Annotated in this window: 11 protein-coding genes and 1 pseudogene; 10 read left to right on the top strand and 2 right to left on the bottom strand. The window is 63.3% G+C overall.

Features of this window, described 5'->3' with window-relative positions; all coding sequences use genetic code 11:
- The first annotated feature begins 262 nt into the window (after positions 1–262).
- The 4 genes and pseudogenes from AC0L15_RS00490 to AC0L15_RS00475 all read left to right on the top strand — a co-directional run bounded on the left by AC0L15_RS00490 (position 263) and on the right by AC0L15_RS00475 (position 5,288).
- Positions 263–1,567: a DUF6638 family protein gene (locus AC0L15_RS00490; protein WP_287246342.1), complete on the top strand. Its 1,305-nt coding sequence runs from the start codon at positions 263–265 to the stop codon at positions 1,565–1,567.
- Between the two features lie 50 nt (positions 1,568–1,617).
- A complete protein-coding gene (locus AC0L15_RS00485) occupies positions 1,618–2,760 on the top strand; it encodes a DUF2333 family protein (protein ID WP_128247185.1) in 1,143 nt (380 codons plus the stop codon).
- 158 nt (positions 2,761–2,918) lie between these two features.
- Positions 2,919–3,301: pseudogene (locus tag AC0L15_RS00480) on the top strand (ester cyclase).
- A 307-nt stretch (positions 3,302–3,608) separates the two neighbouring features.
- Entirely contained in the window at positions 3,609–5,288 is a 1,680-nt protein-coding gene (locus AC0L15_RS00475; RefSeq protein ID WP_287052570.1) for a formate--tetrahydrofolate ligase, read from the top strand.
- 73 nt (positions 5,289–5,361) lie between these two features.
- On the opposite strand, the gene AC0L15_RS00470 is transcribed toward AC0L15_RS00475, so the two are convergent.
- The gene (locus AC0L15_RS00470; protein WP_287280462.1) at positions 5,362–6,009 is read right to left on the bottom strand and encodes a cysteine hydrolase family protein; all 648 of its coding nucleotides are present in this window, start codon (positions 6,007–6,009) and stop codon (positions 5,362–5,364) included.
- A gap of 129 nt (positions 6,010–6,138) precedes the next feature.
- Here AC0L15_RS00470 and AC0L15_RS00465 point away from each other — a divergent pair, with 129 nt between their 5' ends.
- The 3 genes from AC0L15_RS00465 to AC0L15_RS00455 all read left to right on the top strand — a co-directional run bounded on the left by AC0L15_RS00465 (position 6,139) and on the right by AC0L15_RS00455 (position 8,415).
- Complete coding sequence (locus AC0L15_RS00465) at positions 6,139–7,116, top strand: helix-turn-helix domain-containing protein (RefSeq protein ID WP_287246339.1); 978 nt, start codon at positions 6,139–6,141, stop codon at positions 7,114–7,116.
- Between the two features lie 322 nt (positions 7,117–7,438).
- Entirely contained in the window at positions 7,439–7,909 is a 471-nt protein-coding gene (gene parS, locus AC0L15_RS00460) for a type II RES/Xre toxin-antitoxin system antitoxin (protein WP_128186652.1), read from the top strand.
- Positions 7,906–8,415: an RES family NAD+ phosphorylase gene (locus AC0L15_RS00455; RefSeq protein ID WP_128186564.1), complete on the top strand. Its 510-nt coding sequence runs from the start codon at positions 7,906–7,908 to the stop codon at positions 8,413–8,415. The genes parS and AC0L15_RS00455 overlap by 4 nt, the downstream gene beginning before the upstream one ends.
- A gap of 47 nt (positions 8,416–8,462) precedes the next feature.
- Here the strand turns inward: AC0L15_RS00455 and AC0L15_RS00450 are convergent, their stop codons facing one another.
- A complete protein-coding gene (locus AC0L15_RS00450) occupies positions 8,463–9,020 on the bottom strand; it encodes a sugar O-acetyltransferase (RefSeq protein WP_128186562.1) in 558 nt (185 codons plus the stop codon).
- A gap of 133 nt (positions 9,021–9,153) precedes the next feature.
- Between AC0L15_RS00450 and AC0L15_RS00445 the strand changes: the two genes are divergently transcribed.
- The 3 genes from AC0L15_RS00445 (at position 9,154) to AC0L15_RS00435 (ending at position 12,167) form a co-directional block, all read left to right on the top strand.
- Entirely contained in the window at positions 9,154–9,615 is a 462-nt protein-coding gene (locus tag AC0L15_RS00445) for a DUF4126 domain-containing protein (RefSeq protein WP_287246338.1), read from the top strand.
- A complete protein-coding gene (locus AC0L15_RS00440) occupies positions 9,612–10,988 on the top strand; it encodes an FAD-containing oxidoreductase (protein WP_287246337.1) in 1,377 nt (458 codons plus the stop codon). The genes AC0L15_RS00445 and AC0L15_RS00440 overlap by 4 nt, the downstream gene beginning before the upstream one ends.
- 123 nt (positions 10,989–11,111) lie before the next feature.
- Positions 11,112–12,167 carry a succinylglutamate desuccinylase/aspartoacylase family protein gene (locus AC0L15_RS00435; protein WP_287246336.1) on the top strand — a complete coding sequence of 352 codons (1,056 nt, stop codon included), beginning with the start codon at positions 11,112–11,114 and terminating at the stop codon, positions 12,165–12,167.
- Positions 12,168–12,342: the final 175 nt, after the last annotated feature.

The raw sequence follows: 12,342 nt of genomic DNA, 5'->3' as shown, positions 1-12,342 counted from the left end.
AACCTCGTGGGTTTGGGTTTGGGGGCCCCCCCCCCCCCCCCCCCCTCCCCTGGTGGGGGGGCGGGGGGGGGGGGCCCCCCCGGGGGCCCCCCCCCGGGGGGGTGTCGCCGATGGCGACGGAAGAGGGGCATTCGTCAAGCTGGAACACCCCTCATCCGACCGAGCTTCGCTCGGCCACCTTCTCCCACAAGGGGAGAAGGGAGATTCGCGCCCCTCATCCGCCCTTCGGGCACCTTCTCCCCGTGAACGGGGAGAAGGGAGAATGAGCCCCGCCAGGAAGTCCGACCTTTTGCGCGAGAACGAGCTGATCTATGGCCGGCTGCTGACCATCGACGAGCCGCATCTGATCCAGCGCTACAACAAGGCTTTGGTCGCCTTCGGCCTGAAGCCGACGAAGCTGAAGAGCTTCGAGATCGACCGCACCGGCTTCTCGCCGCAAGTGGCCGAGGAATGCGGCGACTACAGCTACCTCGATCCCAACGAGATCAATCGCCGCTTCATCCTCCTGACGCCGTCGCAGGTCGACCTGCCGGTGGTCCACACCGCCTTTTCCAACACCTCGCAGCTGATGTTCGAGTTCATGTCGACGAACCAGCGCGCCATCGACGCGCTGACCATCAAGGATGTCATCTACGGCGAGATCGAGGATTCGGTCCCCAAGGTCGACGACATCGAGGACCTGCTGTCGATCAACCAAGTCGAGTTCAAGGTGCTGTCGGCGGAGGACGTGCTCGGCAAAGCCGCCGAACTCGGCAAGCTCGTCGACCGGTTGAAGCAGGAGCCGGACGCCTGGCGCGACAGCGCCATGCTCACCCGCATGGTCGAGCTTGCCAAGATCTGCGGCGACATCCGCGAGAACGCGCTGGTGCCGGATCAGGTGATCTTTCGCCACAGCGCCTATTGGACCAGCCATTTCGGCGGGCTCTATGTGTTCATCGACCCCGACATGACGACGGTGATCAGCGACCCGGCAGCACCCGGCTTCCGCCGCTCGCGGCCGTGGCAGGTGAGCTACCTCTCGATCAACGATGCCGACAGGGTGTTCAAGTTCCTCGCCGCGACCGGCCGCATCGAACTGCCGCGTGCCTCGTGGATCGAAACTTCAGGCTATCTCGAACACCGCGCCGAAATGGTGGTGCGCGCGCTGATCCGCGACGCCGAGCCCGACCGCAACCTGACCGACGTCGACAAGGTCTGGCTGCAGACCTGGATCCACAGCCATGCCGACCTGATCACCAGGGACGGCAATTTTCCTTTCCTCAACGCCGCCAAACGCGAGATCGCTCACCTCGGCTATCTCAAGGTCGAGGACGTGTTCCCGCAGCAGCGTTTCCTGACGATCCGGGCCAAGCCCGGACATCCCGACGCCTGGCTGACCAACCAGTTGATCTCGGATTTCGTGCCGCAGGATTTCGTCTCGCGCTACGTCTTCAACAAACCGGGTTTTTACAGCGACTATGACGGCTTCAGCGACGCCTGGCGATCGCATGTTGTGGACGTTCTGAAAACCACATATCTGAAAGACAAGGTGGCGTTTCGCACACGCCTCTACGGCCTTACCGATTGAATGCCTAACGTTATCGAACTCTTGGCTGACTGACGAGGGGTGACATCGCCATGCTTGATCCGATCGTGAACTTCTTCACACGGATGTTCCAGTGGATCGGCCGCGGCATCGGCTTCGCCGTCGGCGTGATCCTGTGGCCGTTCCTGTGGGCCGGGCGCTGGTATACGCAGCGCGGCTGGATCCTGAAGGCGGTGCTCGGCCTCGCTCTGCTCATGCTGATCGGCCTCTACGGCTATTTCATCTGGAACACGCAGGTCTGGAGCAATTTCAATCCCGCCTATGCGGAAGCATATAGGTTCACGCAGCCGGCCGGAACCACGCCGGCACAGCCCGCTCCTTCCGCCACCGGGGAAACCGCTGGCGTCGAGGGAGAGGTCAAGACCTGCACCCACTCGGCCATTGTCCAGGTTACGGCCGATCTCATCGATTTCAACGTCAACGAGAATGCCTGGATCTCGTCGATGATACTCTACAAGCTCGGGCTCTTCGGCATGGACTGGGACCGCACGCCGTTTCTCGACAACAAGGCTTCCTTCCAGCGCGGGGTCAATCAGGCCATCCGGCGCACCACGGTCGAGCTTGTCGACACGCTGGGCCGCGTCCGCGGCACCAGCCAGATCGACCAGAACCTGCAGGATGCGCGCGGCGCGATCACCTTCGACGAGGAAACCTGGTACTTCGGCCTCAGGCCCTTTGGTCCGAAAACCCCGACGCCGAGTTTCTATCGCACGGCGGCGAGCAGCCTTCGCGCCTTCAACGACCGGCTCATGAAATGCGAGGTTGTCTTCAACGCGCGCGCCGACAATCTTTTGCAGTTCGTCGACCGGATCGCGAGTGACATAGGCTCGACGTCGGACCTGATCCGCGACCGCTCGCAGAACTTCAACAGCGGCTGGTTCGACACGCGCGCTGACGACCGCTTCTGGTTCGCCTACGGCCAGCTCTACGGCTATTACGGCATCCTGACGGCGGCGCATCACGATTTTCAGCAGATCCTCGACAATCGCGGCCTCACGCCGCTGTGGAACAGCGTGGAAGGCCAGCTCAAGGCAGCGCTCGCCATCCAGCCTCTGATAATCTCCAACGGCCGCGAGGATGGCTGGATCATGCCCACCCACCTCACCACGATGGGTTTTTATGTGCTTAGGGTTCGATCGAACCTCGTCGAGGTCAGGTCCGTCCTGGATCGGTGAGCAAGCGATTGGTGAAAGACGCCTTGGCTTGAATCACCGCTGGCCCTGGTCGAGATCGGCAACGTCCTGTCGCAGCAGTTCGGCTGCGCATCTCCGGGAGCGGAACCTGATCGTCTCGCCGTCGTTCAACCGTGGGCGGCAGCCAGCGAGGACACGCGATGGATATCCGGGAATTTGCTCGAAATTTCTATGCCACGATCGATGCGCAAGACTGGGATAGACTGGCCGGTCTGGTCTCTCCGGATCTCACCGTTCATCTCGCCAGCGCCAATCCGATCGGCTTCGATGACTGGCGAAAATCGCTCACCGAATTCTTTGTTGGATTCCCCGACGGCCATCACGTCATCGACGACTATATCGGCGATGCCTGCGCGGTCGCTTTCAGGGCACGCACACCGGCATCTTCCACGGCGTCGCACCGAGCGGAAATTGCGTCTCGGTTGGTGTGATTAACATTGATCGCGTCGAGAACGGCATCGTGGTCGAACATTTCGGCCAGCTTGACGGCTTGGGGCTGATGCACCAGATCGGCGCATTCTAGCGCCACCGCTCGAAGCGCCGACCGGCGTTCCAACCCTGTCGCATTCCGTGCATTCCGCGGCTGTTTTGAGACGGCAGGACGGCGCGTGCTCTGGCTTCTATACGGCGCGACAACCCGCGAAGATCCGGGTCAGGTCGACCAGGAGCCGTCTTTCTCTATAGGAAACATAGTTGCATGCAAGTTGACGCCACGGCAGCGACAGGGCTAGAACGTGCCCTCGCCTGCAGTACCGGGCTGTTTCGAACAGGCTTGCGACCACACTGATCAAACCCGTCCCCTCCACCGTCCAATCCAGAGGAAAGCCGCCATGGCCGAAGTGAAGTCCGACATCGAGATCGCGCGCGCCGCCGACAAGAAGCAGATCCAGGCGATCGGCCAGAAAATCGGCATTCCAAGCGAGCATCTTTTGCCTTACGGCCACGACAAGGCGAAGATCTCGGCCGAGTTCATCAAGTCGGTGAAGGCAAACAGGGACGGCAAGCTGATCCTCGTCACCGCCATCAACCCGACGCCGGCCGGCGAAGGCAAGACGACGACGACGGTGGGCCTCGGCGACGGTCTCAACCGCATCGGCAAGAAGGCCATCGTCTGCATCCGCGAGGCCTCGCTCGGGCCGAATTTCGGCGTCAAGGGCGGCGCTGCCGGCGGCGGCTATGCGCAGGTCGTACCGATGGAGGACATGAACCTCCACTTCACCGGCGATTTCCATGCCATCACCACGGCGCATAATTTGCTTTCGGCGCTGATCGACAACCACATCTACTGGGGCAACGAACTCGGTATCGACATCCGCCGCGTCGTCTGGCGCCGCGTCATGGACATGAACGACCGCGCACTGCGCGAGATCATTTGCTCGCTCGGCGGCGTCGCCAACGGTTTTCCGCGCGAGGGCGGCTTTGACATCACCGTCGCCTCGGAGGTCATGGCGATCCTGTGCCTCGCCACCGACCTGAAGGATTTGGAAAAGCGCCTCGGCGACATCATCGTCGCCTATCGCCGCGACAAGTCGGCCGTCTATGCCCGCGACCTCAAGGCCGACGGCGCCATGGCCGTGCTGCTCAAGGACGCCATGCAGCCCAACCTGGTGCAGACGCTGGAGAACAACCCGGCCTTCGTCCATGGCGGCCCCTTCGCCAACATCGCGCATGGCTGCAACTCGGTCGTCGCCACCACGACGGCGCTGAAACTTGCCGACTATGTCGTCACCGAAGCCGGTTTCGGCGCCGATCTCGGCGCCGAAAAATTCTTCGACATCAAGTGCCGCAAGGCCGGCCTGAAGCCGGCGGCCACGGTCATCGTCGCCACCGTGCGCGCCATGAAGATGAATGGCGGCGTCAAGAAGGAAGATCTCGGCAAGGAGAACGTCGAGGCGGTCAAGAAGGGCTGCGCCAATCTCGGCCGTCACATCGAGAACGTCAGGCAGTTCGGCGTGCCTGCCGTGGTCGCCATCAACCATTTCTATTCCGACACCGACGCTGAAATCAGGGCGATGAAGGACTACGTCGCCTCGATGGGCGAAGAGGCGATCCTGTGCAAGCACTGGGCCCACGGCTCGGCCGGCATCGAGGAACTCGCCAACAAGGTGGTGACGCTGGCCGAATCCGGCTCCTCGCAGTTTGCGCCGCTCTATCCCGACGCCATGCCGCTGTTCGAGAAGATCAACACCATCGTCCAGCGCATCTATCGCGGATCCGAAGCGATCGCCGACAAGTCGGTGCGCGACCAGCTCCACGCCTGGGAGCACGCCGGCTACGGCAATTTGCCGGTTTGCATGGCCAAGACGCAATATTCGTTTTCGACCGATCCGAACCTGCGCGGCGCGCCGACCGGCCACACTGTGCCGGTGCGCGAGGTCAGGCTGTCTGCCGGCGCCGGCTTCATCGTCGTCATCTGCGGCGAGGTCATGACCATGCCCGGCCTGCCCAAGGCACCGTCCTCGGAGAAGATATTCCTGAACGAGATGGGCCAGATCGAAGGCCTGTTCTGAGAATTTCGAAGGCCGCAATGATAGGGGCGCCGCAGCGATGCGGCGCCCTCTTTTGCTTGGCCGCGCCAAACTTCTAAGCGGCGTTGCGTGCCAGCGCGCGCTGGTTGGAGGCGTAGGGCGTATCGCGCTCGGGCAGCACGCCGGTCTTCAGGCAGTCGATCCATTCGGCGGTCTTGAGAACGGCGGCGAAGCGCGACTGCAGGACAACCGTCACCACGCGATGGATGTCCTCGGCCGAGGCGTAGCCGGCGCTGTTGGCATAGGGCAACGACCCCGTTGCATCCGACAGGAACTCGACCGCAAAGCCCATATGGACGGCGTGGATGACCGTCGACAGATCGCAATTATGCGTCATGTAGCCGATGACCGTAATCGTATCGATAGCGTTGGCGCGCAGCCATTCCTCGAGGTCGGTGCCGGTGAAGGCGCTTGGCAAGGTCTTTTCGATATAGTGGTCGCGGTTTCGCCTCGCGACCTCGGGATGCAATTCTGCGCCGTGACTGCCCTTGGCGAAGACCGGTGAGGTTTCCGGCGCCAACTGCTTGACGACCACCACCTTGACGCCTGCCTCGGCGGCCGCGTCCATGGCGCGCGCCACATTGGCGACGGTGTCGCGGAAGGGCGGGTGCTTGATGGCGAGATTGCCGCCGTCGTAGTCGTTCTGAACGTCGACGACGATGAGGGCACGGCGTGGCGCTTTGCCTTTGGCTGAGTCCGACATGGGGCTTTCCTTTCCCGTTTGACATTGATGGGTCGAGGATAGACTCGGCATCGGTCCGCAAAAGTGTCCCGATTGACATAGTTCGAAATAATTGGGACATTCGGGTCTAACCCCTCATTGGTGCTCATCATGGCCGATCCGATCGTTGCCGCCATCGCCTTCGATGGCATCAGCCCGTTCCACCTCTCCGTGCCGTGCCTTGTATTCGCAGAGGATCACACGACGCTCGGCCTGCCGCGCTTCGAGTTCCGGGTCTGCGCGATTGAGGACGGGCCGATCCGCACCGATGCGGGGCTGACCATCAGCGTCCCGCACGGGCTTTCCGCGCTTGATGACGCCGACATAGTCATCGTGCCCAGCTGGAAGAACCTCGAAGTCCCACCGCCGGCGGCACTGATCGAGGCGCTGCGCCGCGCGCACCGGCGCGGTGCGCTGATTGTCGGATTGTGCCTGGGAACGTTCGCTGTTGCGGCGACCGGACTGCTTTCGGGGCGGCGAGCCGCGACGCACTGGGCTTTTTCCGACCAGCTGCAGGCCCTCTATCCCGACATTCTCGTCGAGCCGGAGGTGCTCTATATCGACAACGGCGATGTCGTGACCTCGGCCGGTGTCGCCGCCGGGCTCGACTGCTGTCTCCACATCATACGGGCCCGCTATGGCGCGGAGGCGGCACTTCGGCTTGCCCGGCAGATCGTGCTTTCTCCTCATCGGCAGGGCGGACAGGCGCAGTTCATAGAGCGTCCGATCGCCAGGACCGAAAGTGCCGACCGCTTCACCCACGCCATCGACACCGTGCGCAAGACGTTGCACGCGACGCACAGCCTCGACAGTGTCGCCGCTACCGCCGGCCTCACCCGCCGGACCTTCACGCGCCGCTTCCAGAAAACAATCGGCACCAGCTTCGGCGACTGGCTGACCGATCAGCGCGTCGCGCTGGCGCAGCGGCTGCTGGAAGCAACGGAAAAATCAATGGACACGGTTGCCTTCGAGGCCGGCTTCGGCAGCGCCACCTCGCTGCGCCAGCATTTTGCGGCGCGGCTCAGAACCACGCCCGCGCAGTACCGCCGCGAATTCTCGAAGAACGCTCAGGAGCGCGTGGCAAGATAGTTCCAACTCATATTGGAACAACCACTGTCGGTGTCGGCGCTGCCCTCACCTGCCTGCCGGCATCCTCTCCCCGAATAGTGACGGGGAGAAGGGGCTGGCCGCAACCTCAGTACCCTTTCTGCAGCGCTGGTGATTTGCGAAATCGCCGATGACGGCATCTTTGTCCCCGTCACTATACGGGGAGAAATGCCCGGCAGGGCAATGAGGGGCAGCGCAAACCTGAAGCATTATCTCTGCTCTCGATCCTGCTCGCCCTTGAAAGCCTCGCGTCACCTGTCATATATTGAAGCGACAGATGACGTTAGGAGGCAGACGCGTGGCGATGGCATTGAAAAAGGCGCCAAGAAACAATGAACTGCAGAAGGTGGCCAGATTGCTCGGTGGCGCCCGCATCCTGTCGCGGCATCTCCGGAGCGCATTGGACGCCCATGAGTTGCTTGTTCACGGCCTGCCAGGTTCGGCGCTGGACCATCTCCTTGGGCAACTCGTCTTCATCCAGAAGACTGATTCGCTCGAAAAGGCCGTCGGCATGAGCTTGCGCACCTACCAGCGTCGGAAGGATGCTCCTTCCAAGCTACTGAGCCAGGACCAGAGCGGACGAACCTGGAAATTCGCCGAGATCCTGTCGAAAGCGACCGACGTGTTCGGTTCACAGGCGGAAGCCGAGCAATGGCTGGAGCGCCCGGCGATCGGGCTCGACCAGCGCCGTCCCATCGATCTTCTGGCAACCCCGGCCGGTGTCGAGCTTGTGCAAGACTATCTCGAGCGCCTTGAATACGGCGTTTATGCATGACGCCGCTGCCGGCGGTGCTTGGCGGCTCCGATCTGGTTGGCTGGCGTCTCGATCAGGCTGCGTTCGCGCCGACATGGGACAGTGGCGAGGGCGCATACAGGGTCGGCGGACGATGGAACAGCAGGGGCGTGCGCGCGGTCTACTGCTCAATCGATCCTTCGACGGCAATTCTCGAGGTCGCAGTCCACAAAGGTTTTAGGGCGCTCGACACGATCGCGCATGTGATGACGGCGGCGATAGTCAGCGATGTCACGGATGTGCATATCGTCGACCCTGCCGCCGTTCCGAACCCTAATTGGCTGCGTCCGGGCATTCCGAGCTCCGGGCAGCAGGCATTCGGCGACGATCTTCTCAAACGGCACCGGTTCGTGGTGATTCCGAGCGCAGTATCCCAGAATAGCTGGAATCTGATCTTCGAGGCGAACGTCGCGAAGGGCGCCTATGCCATGAGGACCCAGGAAGCCTTTGCGCTCGATACGCGATTGCATCCGCCTCCTGCCAAATGACCGTGCTTATCTCGCCGCTTCGCTGATCCATCTGCGGCAAAGGATGCTCAGCCACGCCTGACCGGCCGCGCCGGGTTGCCGACAACCGTGGTGTTTGCCGGCACATCGCTCGTCACGACAGCACCCGCTCCAACAATGGCGCCGGCGCCGATGCTGATCCCGCCGAGGATGATGGCACTGCCGCCGATCCAGGCATTGTCGCCGATCTCGACAGGCTTCGCGATCTCCAGCCCCGCCTGTCGACCGGCAGCCTCCTTGTGGTGCTCGGCGCAGTAGATCTGCACGTTGGGACCGAGCAGCGTTGCCTTGCCGATGCGGACTGGCGCGGTATCGAGAATGGTGCAGCCGGCATTGAGAAAGACGCCATCGCCGAGAAAGAGATTGAAGCCGTAGGCGCAGTGGAACGGCGCTTCGATCCGGGCACCCTCGCCCAAAACGCCGAGCAGCGACTTCAAGGCAGGTCCGATGTTCCCACGGCGCCGGGGCGGCAGCGAATTATGCTCGAACACCGCATCGCGCGCCATGACCCGCAGAGCCTCCAACTCCGGATCGAGGCAAGTGTACCACTCGCCCGCCGCCATTTTTGTGCGTTCGCTTCGAGCCATGGCGGCCCTCCCGTCTAACCCTGCTGTTTCAGTATGGTGAATGCCAGAGATCGCAAGCCTCTGGTCAAATGCCGATCCTATGCTAGCCTGCCCCGGCTGGGCTGTCCCAGGCCGTGTGATCGAGGGGTCAATCATGCTGTACATCCTTGCACTTCTCATCGGTGTCGTTGCCGGCCTTCGCGCCATGACCGCGCCCGCCGCCGTCGCCTGGGGCGCCTGGCTCGGCTGGCTGCCGGTCGCCGGAACCTGGGCCAGCTTCATGGGCCACTGGATCACCGTCGGCATCTTCACCATCCTGGCCATCGTCGAACTGGTCACCGACCAGCTGCCGTCGACGCCGAGCCGCAAGGTGCCGCAGCAGTTTGGCGCGCGCATCGCTGTCGGCGCCTTCACCGGCGCGGTGATCGGCGCGACCGGCGGCGCCACCGTCGGCGGCCTGATCGCCGGCGCCATCGGCGCGGTTATCGGCACGCTGGGCGGTGCCGAGCTGCGCAAACGCCTGGCGCTGGCTTTCGGCAAGGACCAGCCCGCCGCTTTCATCGAGGACGCGGTGGCGATCGTCGGCGGCCTGCTGATCGTGGCGGCCGTGGCATGACGGCAAAGACATTCGACGCCATCATCATCGGCGCCGGACAGGCCGGCCCGCCGCTCGCCGGCCGGCTGACGGCCGCCGGCATGAGTGTGGCGCTGATCGAGCGAAAGCTGGTCGGCGGTACCTGCGTCAACACCGGCTGCATGCCGACCAAGGCCATGGTGGCCAGCGCCTATGCCGCGCATCTCGCCCGCCGCGCCGCCGACTACGGCGTGACGCTCTCCGGTCCGGTCGGCGTCGACTACAAGGCGATCAAGGCACGCAAGGACAAGGTGTCGGACGACGCCCGCGGCAACCTCGAAAGCTGGATTGCCGGGATGGACGGATGCACGCTTTATCGCGGCCATGCGCGCTTCGAGACGGCCGATACCGTGCGCGTCGGCGACAACTTGCTGAGCGCCGAAAAAATATTCATCAACACCGGCGGCCGCGCCTCGGTGCCTGATCTGCCAGGCGTCGACGAGATTTCGTTCCTGACCAATTCATCGATGATGGATCTCGACGTGCTGCCGAGCCATCTCGTCGTCGTCGGCGGCAGCTACGTCTCGCTCGAATTCGCGCAGATGTTCCGCCGTTTCGGTTCACAGGTCACGGTGATTGAAAAAAGCCCGCGGCTGATCGGCCGCGAGGACGAGGATGTCTCGGCCGCCATCCTGTCCATTCTCGAAAACGAAGACATAACGGTTCATCTCGGCGCCGATGACATCAGTTTTGCCAGAAAGGGCAGCGACATTGCCGTGAGTTTCACCGCCGGCAAGGCGCCGGCTGTCGGCTCGCATGTGCTTCTGGCAGTAGGCCGGACCCCCAACACCGACCATCTCGGCCTCGACAAGGCCGGCGTCGAGGTCGACAAACGCGGCTTCATTGTCGTCGACGACCAGCTGCGCACCAGCGTGCCCGGCATCTGGGCGATGGGCGACTGCAACGGCAAGGGCGCCTTCACCCACACCTCCTACAATGACTATGAGATCGTCGCCGCCAATCTGCTCGACAACGATCCGCGCAGGGTGAGCGATCGCATCGAGGCCTATGCGCTCTATACCGACCCGCCGCTCGGCCGCTGCGGCATGACCGAGGCAGCGGTTAGAAAGTCCGGCCGCCGCGCGCTGGTCGGCCAGCGGCCGATGACCCGCGTCGGCCGTGCCGTCGAGAAAGGCGAGACGCAAGGTTTCATGAAGATCCTGGCCGATGCCGACACCAACGAAATCCTCGGCTGTTCGGTGCTCGGCCCCGGCGGCGACGAGGCGATACACTGCGTGCTCGATCTGATGTACGCCAAGGCGCCGATCAGCACGCTCGCGCGCGCCATGCACATCCACCCCAACGTCTCGGAACTTCTGCCCACCATCGCCCAGGAATTGAAGCCGCTGGCATAGGGCGGCAGGCGTTGGACCAGTATGCCACCGCGCCCGGCCGAGTAGTCTTGCGCCCATAGCGTGAAAGCTGGACCAATCGACAGCGTGTCGACGAAAGGGCATGTATTTTCCTGGAGGAATATCATGCAGAAATCGATCGAGCGTATCGCCGGCGACAGCGAGGGCGTTTCCTACGAATTCCCAGTCTTCCGCTTCGGTGGAACGGATAAGGCGGCATCCTCGGCCTATCTGCAGGCCGCACTGCATGCCGGCGAACTGCCGGGTGTCGTCGCCATCGACGCGCTGATGCCGATGCTTGAAAAGGCAGAGGCCGAAGGCCGCATCAAGGGCAATATCACCATCGTGCCGCAAGCCAATCCGATCGGCCGCGCCCAGTATCATTTCGGCGAGCACCAGGGCCGTTTTCACCTGGGCACGCGCACCAACTTCAACCGCGGCTTTCCGCTGCTGGCCGCGCCTGACGTTGAATTGTTGCCCGACACCACGCTTGGCACTGCCGATCAGCGGCTGAAGAGCCGGCTGCTGCAGCTGTCGATCGGCCACGACATCGTGCTTGACCTGCACTGCGACGACGAGGGCCTCGCCTACCTCTATGTCCACACCAGCCTGTGGCCGGCCATGGCGGACTGTGCGGCGGCCATGGGCGTCGATGCGGTGATCCTGTGGGATGAAGATACCGACGGCACCTTCGAAGGCGCCTCGATCACGCCGTATCTGAACCTCCCTGCCGAGGTGGCGCGGTTCGACCGGCGCGTCGCCACTACGGTCGAGTATCGCGGCATACTCGATGTCGACGGCGCTCTGGCCGGCGCCGATGCCGAAGGGGTGTATCGGCTGCTGGTGGCGCGCGGCGTCGTCCTGGACCAGGCCTTGTCCACGTCCGGCAGCTTCGCCGGTCTCGTCGCGCCGCTCGAAAACATCGACATGATGCCGGCGCCGCGGGCGGGCGCGGTCCTCTACAAAGTGAAGCCCGGCGACCGTGTGGCAAAAGGCGCGCTGCTCGCCACCATCGTTCATGCGCCGGGTGAAGCCGGCGGCCGCACCCAGCTGTTCGCGCCGCAGGCGGGCATCATCCTGACACGGCGTTCCCGGCGCATCATCCGCGCCGGCGAAGATCTGCTGAAGCTGGTCGGCGACAGGAAGAGCGCCGATGCACGGTCGGGAACGCTGGAGGATTGAGCGGCTCATGCCCTTCTCCACGCCCTCCCCCTTCCCCTTCTCCAGGCCCCTCATTGAATCCAGTTGCGCGGCCGTGCAATCGCCGCTATTGGAATCGCCATGAACATGCGCTCGATCAAGACCGTTTGGTGGTGGGCTCGCTGACAGCGGCCTGTTCGAACGCGTACGCGTGAAA

The sequence above is a fragment of the Mesorhizobium sp. WSM4846 genome, assembly GCF_055811415.1.
Note: the sequence above shows the minus strand (reverse complement) of the source record. Positions and strands in the feature narration are given on the sequence as shown.

Coding starts and splice junctions, on each gene's coding strand:
- AC0L15_RS00490 (WP_287246342.1), top strand. CDS start 263: ATGAGCCCCGCCAGGAAGTCCGACCTTTTGCGCGAGAACGAGCTGATC.
- AC0L15_RS00485 (WP_128247185.1), top strand. CDS start 1,618: ATGCTTGATCCGATCGTGAACTTCTTCACACGGATGTTCCAGTGGATC.
- AC0L15_RS00475 (WP_287052570.1), top strand. CDS start 3,609: ATGGCCGAAGTGAAGTCCGACATCGAGATCGCGCGCGCCGCCGACAAG.
- AC0L15_RS00470 (WP_287280462.1), bottom strand. CDS start 6,009: ATGTCGGACTCAGCCAAAGGCAAAGCGCCACGCCGTGCCCTCATCGTC.
- AC0L15_RS00465 (WP_287246339.1), top strand. CDS start 6,139: ATGGCCGATCCGATCGTTGCCGCCATCGCCTTCGATGGCATCAGCCCG.
- parS (WP_128186652.1), top strand. CDS start 7,439: ATGGCATTGAAAAAGGCGCCAAGAAACAATGAACTGCAGAAGGTGGCC.
- AC0L15_RS00455 (WP_128186564.1), top strand. CDS start 7,906: ATGACGCCGCTGCCGGCGGTGCTTGGCGGCTCCGATCTGGTTGGCTGG.
- AC0L15_RS00450 (WP_128186562.1), bottom strand. CDS start 9,020: ATGGCTCGAAGCGAACGCACAAAAATGGCGGCGGGCGAGTGGTACACT.
- AC0L15_RS00445 (WP_287246338.1), top strand. CDS start 9,154: ATGCTGTACATCCTTGCACTTCTCATCGGTGTCGTTGCCGGCCTTCGC.
- AC0L15_RS00440 (WP_287246337.1), top strand. CDS start 9,612: ATGACGGCAAAGACATTCGACGCCATCATCATCGGCGCCGGACAGGCC.
- AC0L15_RS00435 (WP_287246336.1), top strand. CDS start 11,112: ATGCAGAAATCGATCGAGCGTATCGCCGGCGACAGCGAGGGCGTTTCC.